Origin of the sequence: Enterococcus sp. DIV0682 (genome assembly GCF_051712685.1) — a bacterium.
GTDB lineage: Bacteria > Bacillota > Bacilli > Lactobacillales > Enterococcaceae > Enterococcus > Enterococcus faecalis.
Map to the genome: position 1 here is coordinate 2,212,662 of NZ_JBIOPK010000001.1, position 14,545 is coordinate 2,227,206.

General features: G+C 37.5%; 17 protein-coding genes. 7 read left to right on the forward strand and 10 right to left on the reverse strand.

Going from position 1 to position 14,545, the window contains the following annotated elements; genetic code table 11:
• Nucleotide 1: 1 nt before the first annotated feature.
• Entirely contained in the window at nt 2-1,270 is a 1,269-nt protein-coding gene (locus IGK96_RS10580; RefSeq protein ID WP_016618102.1) for an exonuclease SbcCD subunit D, read from the reverse strand.
• Between the two features lie 51 nt (nt 1,271-1,321).
• The gene (locus tag IGK96_RS10585) at nt 1,322-1,948 is read right to left on the reverse strand and encodes a lysophospholipid acyltransferase family protein (RefSeq protein ID WP_010707202.1); all 627 of its coding nucleotides are present in this window, start codon (nt 1,946-1,948) and stop codon (nt 1,322-1,324) included.
• Nucleotides 1,949-2,136: 188 nt separating this feature from the next.
• Between IGK96_RS10585 and IGK96_RS10590 the strand changes: the two genes are divergently transcribed.
• A complete protein-coding gene (locus IGK96_RS10590; RefSeq protein WP_002356457.1) occupies nt 2,137-2,871 on the forward strand; it encodes a tRNA1(Val) (adenine(37)-N6)-methyltransferase in 735 nt (244 codons plus the stop codon).
• Nucleotides 2,861-3,127, forward strand: coding sequence for a GIY-YIG nuclease family protein (locus tag IGK96_RS10595; RefSeq protein ID WP_010707201.1), 267 nt, complete (start codon nt 2,861-2,863; stop codon nt 3,125-3,127). The genes IGK96_RS10590 and IGK96_RS10595 overlap by 11 nt, the downstream gene beginning before the upstream one ends.
• A gap of 66 nt (nt 3,128-3,193) precedes the next feature.
• Here the strand turns inward: IGK96_RS10595 and IGK96_RS10600 are convergent, their stop codons facing one another.
• The 3 genes from IGK96_RS10600 to IGK96_RS10610 are packed head-to-tail and all read right to left on the reverse strand — an operon-like array spanning nt 3,194 to nt 4,782.
• Nucleotides 3,194-3,889 (reverse strand): 5'-methylthioadenosine/adenosylhomocysteine nucleosidase, encoded by a 696-nt coding sequence (locus tag IGK96_RS10600; protein ID WP_002356454.1) that lies wholly within the window; start codon nt 3,887-3,889, stop codon nt 3,194-3,196.
• A 15-nt stretch (nt 3,890-3,904) separates the two neighbouring features.
• Nucleotides 3,905-4,201 carry a cell wall synthase accessory phosphoprotein MacP gene (gene macP, locus IGK96_RS10605; protein ID WP_002356451.1) on the reverse strand — a complete coding sequence of 99 codons (297 nt, stop codon included), beginning with the start codon at nt 4,199-4,201 and terminating at the stop codon, nt 3,905-3,907.
• A complete protein-coding gene (locus tag IGK96_RS10610) occupies nt 4,198-4,782 on the reverse strand; it encodes an NUDIX hydrolase (protein ID WP_002356449.1) in 585 nt (194 codons plus the stop codon). Before IGK96_RS10610 ends, macP begins: the two co-directional genes overlap by 4 nt.
• A 402-nt stretch (nt 4,783-5,184) precedes the next feature.
• On the opposite strand from IGK96_RS10610, the gene IGK96_RS10615 reads away from it, so the two are divergent.
• The 4 genes from IGK96_RS10615 (at nt 5,185) to IGK96_RS10630 (ending at nt 8,597) form a co-directional block, all read left to right on the forward strand.
• Nucleotides 5,185-5,865, forward strand: coding sequence for a 5-bromo-4-chloroindolyl phosphate hydrolysis family protein (locus tag IGK96_RS10615; RefSeq protein ID WP_002356448.1), 681 nt, complete (start codon nt 5,185-5,187; stop codon nt 5,863-5,865).
• A 19-nt stretch (nt 5,866-5,884) separates the two neighbouring features.
• Entirely contained in the window at nt 5,885-7,072 is a 1,188-nt protein-coding gene (locus IGK96_RS10620) for a toxic anion resistance protein (RefSeq protein WP_113851301.1), read from the forward strand.
• Between the two features lie 144 nt (nt 7,073-7,216).
• The gene (locus IGK96_RS10625; RefSeq protein WP_002384084.1) at nt 7,217-8,056 is read left to right on the forward strand and encodes an NUDIX domain-containing protein; all 840 of its coding nucleotides are present in this window, start codon (nt 7,217-7,219) and stop codon (nt 8,054-8,056) included.
• Nucleotides 8,057-8,072: 16 nt separating this feature from the next.
• On the forward strand, nt 8,073-8,597 hold the full coding sequence (locus IGK96_RS10630; protein WP_085443044.1) for a GNAT family N-acetyltransferase: 525 nt from the start codon (nt 8,073-8,075) through the stop codon (nt 8,595-8,597).
• A gap of 44 nt (nt 8,598-8,641) precedes the next feature.
• Here IGK96_RS10630 and IGK96_RS10635 read toward each other — a convergent pair whose 3' ends face one another.
• The 4 genes from IGK96_RS10635 to recX form a co-directional block, all read right to left on the reverse strand.
• Complete coding sequence (locus IGK96_RS10635) at nt 8,642-9,127, reverse strand: hypothetical protein (RefSeq protein ID WP_002356444.1); 486 nt, start codon at nt 9,125-9,127, stop codon at nt 8,642-8,644.
• Nucleotides 9,128-9,264: 137 nt separating this feature from the next.
• Nucleotides 9,265-10,389: an LCP family protein gene (locus tag IGK96_RS10640; RefSeq protein ID WP_033625435.1), complete on the reverse strand. Its 1,125-nt coding sequence runs from the start codon at nt 10,387-10,389 to the stop codon at nt 9,265-9,267.
• Nucleotides 10,390-10,569: 180 nt separating this feature from the next.
• Nucleotides 10,570-11,754, reverse strand: coding sequence for an A/G-specific adenine glycosylase (mutY, locus tag IGK96_RS10645; protein WP_016618101.1), 1,185 nt, complete (start codon nt 11,752-11,754; stop codon nt 10,570-10,572).
• The gene (gene recX / locus IGK96_RS10650) at nt 11,744-12,544 is read right to left on the reverse strand and encodes a recombination regulator RecX (RefSeq protein WP_085443043.1); all 801 of its coding nucleotides are present in this window, start codon (nt 12,542-12,544) and stop codon (nt 11,744-11,746) included. The genes mutY and recX overlap by 11 nt, the downstream gene beginning before the upstream one ends.
• Before the next feature lie 131 nt (nt 12,545-12,675).
• On the opposite strand from recX, the gene rlmD reads away from it, so the two are divergent.
• Nucleotides 12,676-14,046, forward strand: a complete 1,371-nt coding sequence (gene rlmD, locus IGK96_RS10655; RefSeq protein WP_016618099.1) for a 23S rRNA (uracil(1939)-C(5))-methyltransferase RlmD — start codon at nt 12,676-12,678, stop codon at nt 14,044-14,046.
• Between the two features lie 71 nt (nt 14,047-14,117).
• Here rlmD and IGK96_RS10660 read toward each other — a convergent pair whose 3' ends face one another.
• Complete coding sequence (locus tag IGK96_RS10660) at nt 14,118-14,366, reverse strand: GlsB/YeaQ/YmgE family stress response membrane protein (protein ID WP_002356434.1); 249 nt, start codon at nt 14,364-14,366, stop codon at nt 14,118-14,120.
• Between the last annotated feature and the right edge of the window lie 179 nt (nt 14,367-14,545).

Below are 14,545 nucleotides of genomic sequence, written 5' to 3' on the forward strand. Positions count from 1 at the left end.
GTTACTTCCCTCTTTCTAATTGATTAAGTGTACTCAGTTCTTCTTGGACCCATTGTGCTTGTTGTTCTGTCAAGGCCTCTCCTGTCACATCGTTAAAAAAGTCATGCAGATGTTCTTCTGGTGAACGTTGTTCTATTTGTACCACTTTTTTCTGATTTCCGTTGCTTGTTTCTCGACCATTCAAACGTTCCAACCCAATAATTTTGGGGTAAATTTTTCGCAATTGATTCATCATGTTGGGAATGATCGCTCGGTCGGTTAATTGGACATGTAAATAATTTTCCCGATTCACTTCTTGATAAAAAGCGGGATCCGTTAACTGCTGAAACGAGCCCGTCAATTGTTGAATGTCTCGCAATGGTTTCAAAGCACGGAATTGAAAATGAACTTCAGTTTCTGTTTCAACAAGCCAAACACCCTTTTCTTGTGTCATTTCTGATAAAGAAAATTTTACAGGCGAGCCACTGTATCGAGCATTAGGTGCCTGCAACGCATTTTTTCCATGTAAGTGGCCCAACGCGACGTAATCAAAAGGCTCTAACAAAGCCGTCGGAACAACATCCAAACCACCCACTGTTAATTTTGTTTCAGAATCAGTTTTTTCACTGCCAGCGACAAAAAAATGACTAACTAACACCTGTTTTTTGTTGGGAAGAAAAGATTCCTGCATTTTCGCGACAACTTTTTCCATCGCCGCCTGAATCGTTCGAATCGTTTCATCTTCAAAATATAAGCGAGCCGCAATCGGTTCAAAATAAGGCAACAAATAAAATTGGGTATTGTCGATTTCAATTGGTTGAAAGGCTTGTTCTAAACGCGTATTCAAATGAAATTGCGTTTGGTTAAACCAAGGGCCTCCTGTTTCTAAACGAGTGCTGCTATCATGGTTTCCCGAAATAGCTAACACGGGGAAATGCTCTTTGAGATTCATTTGAATCATCATTTCATTAAAAATCTCGACTGCTTCAACTGCTGGAACAGAGCGATCATACAAATCTCCAGCGATCACAACAGCATCCACTTGCTCTTCTTTCGCAATTGCTAAGATTTGTTTAAAGGCTTCCCTTTGTTCTGCCAACAAATCAAAACCATGTAATTTTTTGCCAATATGCCAATCTGCTGTATGTAAAAATTTCATTTTTTCACCGCCTAAAAAAGTCCTTCTTATTATTATAACAAATTTCTGGTATTTTTTAAGAAAATCGGACAGAAGAATTAGATTTTTAACAAACTTTTTTCTTAACGCAAGAAAAAAGACAGGGAGCATCATCTTTTGATGAGACTACCTGCCAGTAACATTCCTATTCTATAGCGGTTTGTTTTATTCTTTTTCTGTTGATTCATATTTAAAAGTTGGATCAATTTCTTTATCTAACTGATCAAATGCTTCTTGCATCCGACGTTCCACTTCAGCTAAACCGTCTTTATCCATTTTTTTAATATCGCTAATATCGATTGGCTCCCCAAAACGAACCGTTACTTTTTTACGTTTAAACAACTCTTTTAAAGTTAACGGACCTTGATAAACAGATGGCACGATAGGTACTCGACCCATTTTAGCAATCAAGGCTACCCCACCTTTTAATTCTGAGGAATGACGCGTGCCACTGGGGAACATAATCAAACTTAAATCAGAATTTTTTAAAATTTTGACAGGTGTTTTAATCGCGCTGGGACCGGGCTTCTCACGATCCACCGGAAACGCATTCGCATGTTTTAAAATGAAACGTAAAACAGGATTTTTAAACAACTCTTTTTTTGCCATAAAGCTAAACTTCTTAGGACTGCCAGCAACAGCTAAATACAGCGGTTCCCACCATGTTCGATGCGGCGCAACTAAGATATAGTTTTGGTCTTTTGGTAATTTTTCTTTATTTTCATAATGTGCATTTCCATTAATCACAAATAAAATGACGCGAACCACGCCACGCATAAATGTAAAAAACATAATTTTCTTCCTTTCTTCTCTCCGCTTTCTAGTATGCCGAAAGCTCTACCTTTTGACAAGCTTTTTTTACGTCTATCAATCAGAGAAATAACATGTTCCTACTAATCTAGCGAACAGATTTTGTCATATGGGTTTAAAAGTAGTATAATACATGAACAATCAGATGAAAAGTTGGAGGTTCTTAATCTATGTTATTATCCGGCGAACGGATTGATCAATTATATGCGGATGATATTCAAATTATTCAAAGCAAAGAAGTCTTTTCTTTTTCCATTGATGCAGTCTTATTGGCTAATTTTCCGCAACTACCAAAAAAAGGCAAGATTGTCGATTTGTGTGCTGGCAATGGCGCGGTCGGCCTCTTCGTTAGTCGGAAAACAGCTGCAAAGATCGACCAAATCGAATTACAACCTCGTTTGGCAGATATGGGGCAACGAAGTATTCTATTAAATAAATTGGAAAAACAAGTAACGATGTATGAACGTGATTTAAAACAAGCGACAGAGGTCATCAAAAAAGATTCTGTGGATTTAGTACTATGTAACCCCCCATACTTTAAAGAACGACCAACTAGCCAAAAAAATCCAAACCCGCATTTAGCGATTGCCCGTCATGAAATTCACACGTCTCTTCAAGAAGTGGTCACTGTGTCGGCGGATTTATTAAAAACAAATGGTCGCCTCGCAATGGTTCATCGTCCTGATCGTTTCCTGGATATTTTACATGCCATGGAAAACGCCAATATTGCGCCGAAAAAAGCTCGGTTTGTTTATCCGAAGCCAGGCAAAGAAGCCAATGTTTTACTAATTGAAGGCATTAAACAAGGCAAAAAAGACGGTTTTCGTGTGTTACCACCTCTTTTTACATACAATGAAAAGAACGAATACGAAGCAGAAATGAAGGCTATGCTGTATGGAGAATAAGAAATCCCATTATTTTTATGTTTTACTTTGCCAAGATGGTTCCTTTTACGGTGGCTATACAACTGAGCCAGAACGTCGATTAACCGAACATAATAGCGGAACTGGTGCAAAATATACTCGATTAGCCAAACGACGGCCAGTCGAAATGATTCATACAGAGAAATTTGAAACACGTAGCGCGGCCACCAAAGCCGAAGCCGCCTTTAAAAAATTAACGCGCAAACAAAAAGAACAGTATTTAAAAACTTTCCATTAAGTGACAATAAGCAAAAAGAAACAGCCATCATTTCATTGATGAAATGATGGCTGTTTCTTTCTCTTTTTAAACTAAGTTTTCGACAAAATGAATAACCATTTCGGCTGATTTTTTCCCAGCTTCATCGATGAATTCGTCAAAGCTTTGAGTTGCTTCGCCATCTGCTGTATCACTCATTGCCCGTACAACTAAGAATGGAATATTGAACTGTGAAGCGGCTTGGCCAATTGCTGCGCCTTCCATTTCACAAGCTAAGGCTTCAGGAAACTCTTTCTTAATTTTGGCAATTTTCTCAGCGCTGTCCACAAAAGTATCTCCAGTAACAATCAATCCTTTACGAATAGCTAAACCAGTTTTTTCAGCAGCTTTCGCAATTTCCATCCGTAAGTATTCACTTGTTTCAAAATACAAAGGCACACCACCAGGCAATTGTCCATAGGCATAACCAAAACCAGTGACATCAACATCAAAGTAAGCTAATTTGTCCGCAATGACTAAATCGCCGACTTTTAGTCCTTCACCGATACCACCAGCAGAACCGGTATTAATCACCATATTTACGCCATATTGATGAATCAATAAAGTCGTGGTCACAGCTGAGGCCACTTTACCAATTCCTGAACGAACCACAATCACCTCATGTCTTCCTAACGAACCAGAAACAAATAAAGCGCCTGCTCGTTCCCATGACATCGTGTCTGTCAATTTTTCTTTTAGAATTTTGACCTCTTGATCCATTGCTCCAATAATTCCAATTTTCATAGTGATTCCTCTTTTCTATAAATTCAAAACGATATATGCCACAACGGCTAATAAAATCGCTACAATAATAATTGCCTTGTTTAACCAAGTACTCCGTTCTCGACGCTTCGAGTATTCTCCTACTCGTGACTTGTTGATTGGTTTTTGTTTTTTCTTTTCTTTACGATAAAACGTCGAAATTTCTTTTTCTTTTCGCTTATACGCTTTTTCCGCCAGCTTCTGCTCTTCTTGCTGACGACGTTCCGCTTCTTTTTCTTCTGCTTCTCTGCGTTTGCGAAGCTCTGTCCGAGTGACTAACGGACCTTTGCTCATTGCGTGTCCTCCTTAAACTGTCTCTGCAGTAAATACAATTCCCAGTATTGTATAGCAAAAAGTGTTTTGGCATCACAAATCGTGCCTTTTGCCACTTCTGCTTTGGCTTCAGCTATTGTTAGCTCGTAAAGTTCCAAGATTTCATCTTCATCTTGAGGACGCGGATTTTCGACTTTCTGCAAATCCGTTGCCAAATAGAGAGCCAATTTTTCATTAGCAAATCCTGGTGACAGATACATTGAATTTATGTAGGTGAGCTGACCTGCACGATACCCAGTTTCTTCTTCCAATTCCCGCATAGCCGTCGTTTCCAGTTGATTTTCTTCTCCAGGATCAATTTTTCCCGCCGGAATTTCTAAAATTACTTGTTCCAAGGGTTTTCTAAATTGTTTAACTAAGACGATTTTTCCTTCTGCGGTTAACGGAATCATAGCTACTGCGCCTGAATGAAAAACCAATTCGCGTTTAGCAGTGCCGCCTGTCGGTAAAGCCACGTCATCCAAAAAAACATCAATAATCTTTCCTTTAAAAATTTCTCGACGTTGAAGTGTTTTTTCTTCGAAGTCCTCATAATTTAACATATCTTTCACCAACCTTTCTTGTTTATCATACCCTAAAATGATAAAAATCGCACCCCTTCTTCTCTAGTTAAACCCTTTTCAAAGAAAAAAATTTATTGCTTTAGAAAAAAATTACATTTTCGAAAAAAAATAGACATAAAAAATTCACAACTTCCTTGTATTATTTAAGCATACCAACAAACAACCCTAACAAAACACTTTTTCATTTTTAACTCCTTTCCCGTCCTACCCCCAATTAGGACGGGTCTTTTTTTGCGTTTTATACTTTTTTTCTTAGGATTTCACTAAATCATAAAATACATCTTCCGCTGTATGTCTTTTCTCTCACAGAGTATGCTAAAATAACTATTGTAACGAGAGCTGACTCTTTCGAGGATTAGATAGATAGGAGGAACTATATAAATGAACAAATTAAATACAAAATTACTGATTGGCTATATTCTTTTAGGAGCCTTAATCATTGCTGTCGCTAGAGAATATGGCTTCTTCGCTTTTGTGATTCTGGTAGGCTTTTTAGTATTCGTTCTCTATCGAAAAAAGAAAAATGCCGCCGACAAGAGCGATCAAATGCCTTACTTAACAAAAGATAAAGAAGCCCATTATCGTGAGTTGGGGTTATCTCCACAAGAAATTGATTTTTTCAGAAGTACAATGAGCACAGCCAAAAAACAAATCATACAATTACAAGAAAACATGAATCGTTCAACTAAATTACGGGCGATTGACTTACGTAATGATACTACGAAGGTTTCTAAAGCTCTGTTTAAAGAGTTAGTGAAAGAACCTAAAAAGTTACACTTAGCCAATCACTTTCTCTATACACATTTACCAAATATCGTTGACTTAACAAGTAAACATTTAGAAATCGAACAACATGAAGTAAAAAACAAACAAACGTATGAAAAATTAGAAGAAAGCGCACAAATCATTGACCAATTGTCAAAATTAGTTAAAAATGATTATGAGGAAATCGTTTCCGATGACTTAGACGATTTAGATGTCGAAATGTCGATCGCTAAAAGCAGCTTGTCGCAAAAAGCTGCAACTGAGGAATCACCTCAAGTAAACGAAGACCAGCAATAATCATTAGGGAGGAAAAAAAATGACTGAGCAACAACCCAAAGAAACAACATCTGTAACCAATACATTGGATGATTTATTAAGTAATCCATTTTCATCAATGGATGAACTAACACCAACGCAACAAAATGAACTATCTGAGTTAAAAGAACAGCAAGCAGCTCCTCGTTTAATTGATAAATTACCACAAGAACGTCAAGCCCAAGCAAAAGAGTTAGCTTCAAAAATTGACGTCCAAGATTCACAAGCAGTAATTACCTATGGTTCAAATGCCCAAATCAAACTCGGCGAATTTTCGCAAGCGATGTTAAACCACGTTCAAGCACAAGACATTGGTCCTGTTGGTGATTCACTGACCGATCTAATGTTTCGTTTAAATGAAGCCAATCCCAATGAATTACGTGCTGGCGAAGGCAACTTTATTCAAAAAATGTTAGGTAAAGTCAAACAATCCGTTTACGAAATTACCGCCAAATATCAAAAAATTGGTGCGCAAATTGACAAAATTGCTGTCAAATTAACCCATGAAAAAGATGGTCTTTTAAAAGATAATGCCATGTTAGATCAATTGTATCAAAAAAATAAAGATTATTTTGATGCCTTAAACATCTATATTGCCGCTGGGGAATTAAAAGCAGAAGATCTACGGACGCAAATTATCCCTGAAGCCATGAAAAAAGCGGAAGAATCTGGGGATCAAATGGATGTCCAAATTGTTAATGATTATAACCAATTCCTAGACCGTTTAGAAAAAAGAACCCATGATTTACGCTTGGCTCGTCAAATTACGATTCAACAAGCCCCACAAATTCGTTTAATCCAAAATACTAACCAAGCTTTGGCTGAGAAAATTCAATCATCGGTGAATACAGCGATTCCGTTATGGAAAAACCAAGTAGTCATCGCCTTGACCTTACTCCGTCAAAAAGATGCTGTGACTGCTCAACGTCAAGTCTCTGAAACCACCAATGACTTACTGAAGAAAAATTCAGAAATGCTAAAAATTTCTGCAATTGAAACAGCAAAAGAAAACGAACGTGGCCTAGTCGATATTGAAACATTACAAAAAACACAAAATGATTTAATTGAAACTATCCAAGAAACATTACGTATTCAACAAGAAGGAAAAGAAAAACGCCAAGCTGCCGAAATCGAACTTGGCCATATGGAAGAAGATTTGAAAAATAAATTATTAGAATTAACACAATAAACAACGTTTAGAACAAACTTCTTATAGTACAAGCCTGGGACAAAAATCCAAAGTGATTTTTGTCCCAGGCTTGCTTTTCTTTTTACGCTTGAATATTGTATTTCAGCCACTTAATGATACAATAAAAGAAAACCATGTTTCTTTTTGAAAGGAGGAGCAATTGTGCCACAATTTGCTTCTAAAGCCGAAGAAAAAAATTATTATGAACGCCAAGCTAGCTTAGCAGAGTTTTTAACTTGGTATCATCAACAAGAATTACCTGAATATGAAAAACCCTCTTTAACCGTTGATATGGTTCTTCTTTGTTACAACAAGGAAGCCGATCAATTAAAAGTCTTACTGATTCAACGTAAAGGTCACCCCTTTAGAAACTCATGGGCGCTTCCTGGCGGTTTTGTTAATCGTAACGAATCTACTGAAGATAGTGTTTTAAGAGAAACAAAAGAGGAAACTGGTGTGGTGATTTCTCAAGAAAATATTGAACAATTACACAGCTTTAGTCGCCCAGATCGTGATCCTCGTGGCTGGGTCGTGACAGTCAGCTATTTAGCCTTTATTGGTGAAGAACCTTTAATTGCTGGCGACGATGCCAAAGAAGTCCACTGGTTCAATCTTGAACGGCATGGTCAACATATCACGTTATCTCATGAAGATGTGGAAATTACTTTAGACTTGAAAACAGCGGCCTCTCTTGGTAAAGATACATTAGCCTTCGACCATAGTGAAATTATAATTAAGGCGTTTAATCGTGTTGTTGATAAAATGGAACATGAACCGCAAGTGCTTCAAGTCTTAGGAAAAGATTTCACCATTACGGAAGCCCGTAAAGTTTTTGCGAAGTTCCTCGGCGTTGATTATCGTAGCATTGACCATTCAAATTTTAAAAAAGCCATGACACAATATTTTGAAGAGTTAGGTGAACGTCCCGTTGGCATTGGCCGCCCTTCAAAAATTTACCAATTGAAAACAACAACAGGTTTCTAAGAGGAGGGAATATTTTTTGACTGTTTACTTAAGAAAAGCAGAACCTTCTGATTTGCCAGACATCCTTGCTATCATTGAAGATGGACGCCGCACCTTACAAAAAAGTGGCATTCCCCAATGGCAAAACGGCGATGGCCCGAATCAAGAAATTTTAGCAAAAGATATCGACCAGCAAACTTGCTATATTTTAATGGTTGAGGATACCTTGGCAGGCGTTGGTGTTTTATGTTCGGAGATTGATCCTGCTTATGAAGCGATTTTTAATGGTTCTTGGCAACCTCATTCTCAAGCTACGTATACGGCAATTCATCGTGTTGCTCTAAAAAGTTCCTTTCAAGGTCAAGGACTGGCCTTGGTGCTTTTGCGCTCACTGGTTACAGCCGCTCGTTTGCAAGGCGCTACTGATATTCGAATTGATACACATCCACAAAATCTCGCTATGCAGCACCTGATTAAAAAAGCTGGCTTTGTTTATCAAGGTGACGTGATTTTAGATGTTAACGATGGCGAACGTTATGCTTATCAGATGATATTGAAATAAAAAAGTTAGGGATAACTGCCAGATTGACAGCTATCCCTAACTTTTTACATCTTATGAACACTATGAGCGCTTTGAATGCCCTCACAGGCTTCTTTACAAGCTTGATTAATTAATAAATAAGAGGATTCTTTTTGGCGGATTCCTAATTGATATTTCAATTCATCTGTCACTTGGCAAGATTCACTTAATGCCTCTAACCAGAAAAATACTCCTTCTTTATACGTATCTAATCCTTCTAGCAAGATTTTCGTTGCTTCTTTATCATAATACGGCTCTAAATTTTTACGAAACATCATTTCTTCTGTAAAAAAACGATTCACATTATTTCGGCAAAACATATAAGTGTCACGGCCTCTCCGATGTGCAGCCTGATTACAACCGTATTCTTGAACTTCTTTAGAGATGGCTTTGAAAATTTCGTTGTATACTTCAATTCTTTGCATAATTGACAAAATGGTATCTGTATAACTAAACATAACTCCTTGCTCCCTTCCCCTTCTAAGTAACAAAAATTTGCTTGTTACTTTCATTATAAAGGGAATGTTGGGTTTATATCAAATGATACGCTGTTTCCTTGCTAAAATCCTTCGTTTTTTCCTTAGAAGAATAATAAGTAAGCGGATTATTTAATCTGTTATGTTCGGATTTTCTACACTTGGAAAATAAATTATTTTATAAAGCCATTTTCCGTTTTAACTGATGGCAACGGGCCAGTCTGTGTATTGCCAGGAACACCAATATACGTATTGCCGTTGATGGAAGTCATTTCGTTTTCCTCAGCTGCTTCATCTTGAACGGTATAATCACTTTGATATAAAAATTCACCGTTCGTATGGAAGACATAGCCGTCTTGATCTCGTTCATCTGGCTTTTCTAAATTTAAAGACACACGTAATTGATGACGGACATTTTCAATACTATCTGGATATAGTTCAACCATACTGCGCCCTTCATTACTAAAAGTGCGCCAATCAAAAGAAAGCTGTTGTTTATCATAATTGGTCCAAGTCAAACCTTCTTTGACTAAATGAGTCAATTCATTGGAATCCACATCAGTTTGAATGTTTCCATTTAACGAATCAATAATGTCCATTATTTTCATGATTGATTGACCAGATTTCAACTTGTCTTCAACTGCTTGAATAATTTCTTGTTGTCGGAATCCACGCATAATATCGTTATCGCTATGTCTTTCACGGGCATAAGATAAAGCTTTCGTACCATCTAAATGCTGTTTCCCTGCATCAAAATGAATGGATCCTGGCCCGTCTTTGGTAACACCATCAAACGCCTGCTTGACATTGATATCTATGCCACCAACCGCATCAATTAACTTAATAAAAGATAAAAAGTTAAACACAACGTAATGATTGATTGGAATATTCAATAATTTCTCAACGGTGTTAACAGAAGCTGTTGGTCCATCGTAGGTATAGGCAGCTTCAATTCGCTGCATCCCTTGGTAATTTTTCGCATCAATTTGAACAAAACTATCCCGTGGCAAACTTAAATAGGTTATTTTCTTCGTCTTGTTATTCACGGTAATCACCATCATAGCATCAGTCCTAGTTGTGCCTAATTTCCGTTCAATTGTATTGTCTAGACCCATGACCAAAAACGATTGACTATCTTTATTTTGCGCTTCAGTATAATCATTTTTTATGGGGACATAGCCTTTATCAATCGTTTTCTTTAAATAGCTACCCGCTACAGCAAAGTATGCTGAGCCGACTGTGACAAAAAACAAAATGATGACTAAACTAATTAAGCTGATTTTTCGCTTCCTACTCATTGGCTGTACTTCCTCTCTCTTGAAAAGTCTCCACCATCATTACTACTCCTCTAAGCAGACAAGAGACAAGTCTATCTTACCAGTCCCCTTCAAAACTAAACATAGCAGAATTTATATAGGGGTATAACCTAGAGGAAACAAAAAAGAGGGGCTTGTTTGTTTAAAAGCCTCTCTTTTTTGTTATTTATTTTTGTGTTCTTTTTTGAACAATTCCACCATTTTTTGCTGTGGTTTTGGAAAAACATACTCTGAAAATTGTTGTGCTGCCACCCATCGCTGCGACTCTAGTGTGGCTAATTCGCCTGTATTTCGGCCATAAAAGACTAAGATATGCCATTTTAAATGACTGAAAATATGAACGACTTCGCCTAAGGCACGTTTTTGCCAGACAACTGTTTCATAGTCAGCAAAAACATTGACAGGTTCTTCAGCGACCAAAGGCTCTGTTACAGGCTCTAACTCTAAAGTTAATTGTTTTTCCGTTTCTGCTGGTTGCGCCAGTTTTTGCAATTGTTGAAATTGTTTTTTGCTAATTTCTTCAATCGGAAACAGCCACATATTGGCTAACAAACCGGTTTCAGGGCGTTGTTCTAATAAAAATTCTTGCTTTTTATTTTCAATAATAGTGCCGACATAATACACATCTTTCGGCTTAACTTTTTTTGATTTGACTGGATAAGCGGTCATTTTATCTGCCTGATAGGCCGCACAATATTGCTGAAGCGGACAACTTTCACACTTAGGGGAAGTTGGGGTGCAGACGGCTGAGCCTAGATCCATTAAGGCTTGATTAAAATCCCCTGGACGCTCACGATCGATGATTTTAAGCATCGCCGCTTCAAATACTTTACGACTACTCGCTTTTGCAATATCTGCATCAATTTCAAATAAACGGCTCACTACCCGCATGACGTTACCGTCAATTGCTGGTTCGGGGAGATTAAAGGCAATACTGCCAATCGCACCAGCCGTATAGGGGCCGATTCCTTTTAAACTCCGAATATCTTCGATTGTGTCAGGCATTTTCCCACCAAATTCTGAAACAATCTGTTGCGCTGCCACTTTTAAATTACGCGCTCGTGAATAGTAGCCTAACCCTTCCCAAGCTTTCAACAACTTATCATCTGGCGCTTCCGCTAAATCTTGAATCGTCGGAAACCATTCCATAAATCGATAAAAATAATCAATGACTGTATCTACGCGAGTTTGTTGTAGCATAATTTCAGAAATCCAAATACGATATGCATCTGTATTCGCTCGCCAAGGTAAATTGCGTTTTTCTCGTTCATACCAAGCTAAAAAATCTTCCTGGAATGAACTAACTTTTTCGGGACTCCACGCCTCCCAAGGCTCTTTATTCGTCATGTTCTACTTCCTTTTCGCTAATAAATTGCTGAATCAAATCATAGTCAAACCCTTTTTGGAATAAGCTTTGTTTGACTTTTTGGACTTTTTTAGAAAAATCAAATCGCTGATTGGCACGCCATAAACGTTCGCCTTCCTTGTTTAACGCTTGTTGTTCTTGTTCTTCGTCCTTTTCAAAAGCTAAAGATTCCAAAGCTAGATCAATGATTTCATTTGTAAAGCCCTTTTGCATCAGATGCAGACGCGTTTTCTGTAGTGCATCTTTAAAACTTTTAGTTCGATAGCGTTTCATGGCCTTTTCTGCAGTTGCTATGGCAACATTAAGCTGTTCATCTAACGTATAAAAGGTCAAGCCATGCTGAATATCTTCTTCACTAATGCCTTTTTGCTTTAATTGTTGTGCCACATTTCGTGGTCCCTTATCACTGGTTCGCATAGCTGTCCGTACGTAACTTTCACTAAAAATTGCATCATCCAACAACCGCAGCTCTTCTAAACGTTGAACGATTTTTACTCGATCTTCAGGTACAATTTCTTTCTCTTTTAAATAAGTAAAAATTTCTTTCTTTGAACGTAATTGATAGCTTAAGTAATTCATCGCCATTTGTAACCCGACATCATAAGAACTAGCTTTTTTTATTTCTTCTATTAAAGTATCTGATAACTCTTGGCCTTTTAGCAGACGCTGCCGTACTAAAATATCTTCCGAGACACGCAGTTTTTCGCCTGAAGATAGCCAAAGTAGATAAAATTCACCTTTATCTTTACTAATTCGTATGATTGTTGTCATCTTATTCTCCTGCCCCTCTAAATCAGAACATATATTCTACTATAACATAGAATCCTTGGAAGCCAAATAAATAAAAATGTGCTAAAATGGGAGGAAGTGAAAAATGTGAGATGACTAAAGGATGAAAGAATATGACCCAACAACTAGTAAAAAAAGGCCAACAAATTTCTTTAAAAATTAAACGATTAGGAATTAATGGCGAAGGTATCGGCTATTATAAAAAATTAATTATTTTCGTTCCTGGGGCGCTACCGAAAGAAGAAGTGACTGCCACGATCACAAATGTTACACCAAAATTTGCTGAAGGAACCCTTCAATCTGTCAAAAAAGCTGCTAAAGATCGCGTGGTCCCTCCTTGTCCTGTATATGAAACATGTGGCGGCTGCCAACTACAACATTTAGCCTACAAAGCACAATTAGACTTTAAAAAAGATTTATTAAAGCAGGCGCTTAACAAATTTAAACCAGCCAATTATCAAAACTATGAACTACGAAAAACAATTGGGATGGAGAATCCTTGGAATTATCGAAATAAAGCCCAATTCCAATTACGCCAAATCGATGGCCAAGTAGAAGCTGGTCTCTATCAAGCTGATTCACATCAATTAGTACCGATTGATAACTGTTTGGTCCAACAGCCTGCGACAACCAAGGTGATGAATACATTAGTTGATTTATTGAATGACTTTCAATTACCAATTTATGATGAACGTAAAAATAGTGGTATCTTTCGAACATTAATGGTTCGAGTGGGCATCCAAACTGGCGAAGTCCAAGTAGTGTTCATTACACAATCGCAGAAATTTCCACAAAAAGAAAAAATGGTTCGCGCAATTAATGAACAATTACCAGAAGTTGTTTCTATTATGCAAAATGTCCAAAATAAAAAAACCTCTCTAGTAATGGGTGATGATACCATTCACTTATGGGGCAAAGAAAGCATTGAAGAACACATTAACGACGTTGTCTTTGATTTATCGCCGCGAGCATTTTTCCAATTGAATCCAGAACAAACGGAAATTTTATATAATGAAGGAATCAAGGCCTTAGATTTACAACCAAATGAAACTGTTGTTGATGCTTATTGTGGCGTCGGGACCATTGGCTTAAGTTTAGCGAAACAAGCGTATCAAGTTCGTGGTATGGATACCATTCCCGCCGCAATTGACGATGCTAGATTCAATGCAAAACGACTTGGTGTTACGAACACACATTATGCTGTTGGAACAGCTGAAGACTTATTACCTAAATGGTTCAAAGAAGGCTTTAAACCTGATGCCATTGTAGTTGATCCCCCACGGACTGGTTTGGATCGTAAATTATTAACGGCCCTTTTGAAACAACCACCTAAGAAAATGGTGTATATTTCTTGTAATGTATCCACGTTAGCACGTGATTTAGTTCAATTAGCCAAAGTATATCAAGTAGACTATTTACAATCTGTTGATATGTTTCCACAAACCGCTCGTTGTGAAGTTGTCGTAAAATTAACGAGAAAATAAAAAAAGGCACCAAGTTTCACGAAATTCGTGAGACTTGGTGCCTTTAACTAATTAAACAATTATTTACTTAATTAGCTATTTTTTCGTCCGAAGAAGAATGAAACCACAGCAACTAAAATTACTGCCCCAATAATTGATGGCACAATTGCCATACCTGCTACGTGAGGACCCCAGCTACCTAAGATTTTTTCTCCGATAAATGAACCAACTAAACCGGCAACGATATTCGCAATCCAACCCATTGATTGACCTTTGCTTGTAAGCGCGCCAGCGATAGCACCGATAACAGCACCAACGATTAAAACCCATAAAGTATGCATAAAATAATTCCTCCTAAATGCTTTATCTAGCGAATAATTCGCTATGTTACTATTATGGACTACTTTTATTAGATAACAAAATAGTTTGCTTGTTTCCATGAAAAAAAGCAATAATTTCTGATAATTTCATTAAAAAAACTCAGAACAGGAGACCGAAGTGCACTGTTCTGAGCTTTTAT

Excerpts from the sequence above, each read along its gene's own strand:
- IGK96_RS10580 (WP_016618102.1), bottom strand. The coding sequence starts at position 1,270 with ATGATGCTCCCTGTCTTTTTTCTTGCGTTAAGAAAAAAGTTTGTTAAA.
- IGK96_RS10635 (WP_002356444.1), bottom strand. The coding sequence starts at position 9,127 with ATGAAAGTAACAAGCAAATTTTTGTTACTTAGAAGGGGAAGGGAGCAA.
- IGK96_RS10595 (WP_010707201.1), top strand. The coding sequence starts at position 2,861 with ATGGAGAATAAGAAATCCCATTATTTTTATGTTTTACTTTGCCAAGAT.
- IGK96_RS10615 (WP_002356448.1), top strand. The coding sequence starts at position 5,185 with ATGAACAAATTAAATACAAAATTACTGATTGGCTATATTCTTTTAGGA.
- IGK96_RS10585 (WP_010707202.1), bottom strand. The coding sequence starts at position 1,948 with ATGTTTTTTACATTTATGCGTGGCGTGGTTCGCGTCATTTTATTTGTG.
- IGK96_RS10610 (WP_002356449.1), bottom strand. The coding sequence starts at position 4,782 with ATGTTAAATTATGAGGACTTCGAAGAAAAAACACTTCAACGTCGAGAA.
- macP (WP_002356451.1), bottom strand. The coding sequence starts at position 4,201 with ATGAGCAAAGGTCCGTTAGTCACTCGGACAGAGCTTCGCAAACGCAGA.
- recX (WP_085443043.1), bottom strand. The coding sequence starts at position 12,544 with ATGACAACAATCATACGAATTAGTAAAGATAAAGGTGAATTTTATCTA.
- IGK96_RS10590 (WP_002356457.1), top strand. The coding sequence starts at position 2,137 with ATGTTATTATCCGGCGAACGGATTGATCAATTATATGCGGATGATATT.
- rlmD (WP_016618099.1), top strand. The coding sequence starts at position 12,676 with ATGACCCAACAACTAGTAAAAAAAGGCCAACAAATTTCTTTAAAAATT.
- IGK96_RS10660 (WP_002356434.1), bottom strand. The coding sequence starts at position 14,366 with ATGCATACTTTATGGGTTTTAATCGTTGGTGCTGTTATCGGTGCTATC.
- IGK96_RS10640 (WP_033625435.1), bottom strand. The coding sequence starts at position 10,389 with ATGAGTAGGAAGCGAAAAATCAGCTTAATTAGTTTAGTCATCATTTTG.
- mutY (WP_016618101.1), bottom strand. The coding sequence starts at position 11,754 with ATGACGAATAAAGAGCCTTGGGAGGCGTGGAGTCCCGAAAAAGTTAGT.
- IGK96_RS10620 (WP_113851301.1), top strand. The coding sequence starts at position 5,885 with ATGACTGAGCAACAACCCAAAGAAACAACATCTGTAACCAATACATTG.
- IGK96_RS10600 (WP_002356454.1), bottom strand. The coding sequence starts at position 3,889 with ATGAAAATTGGAATTATTGGAGCAATGGATCAAGAGGTCAAAATTCTA.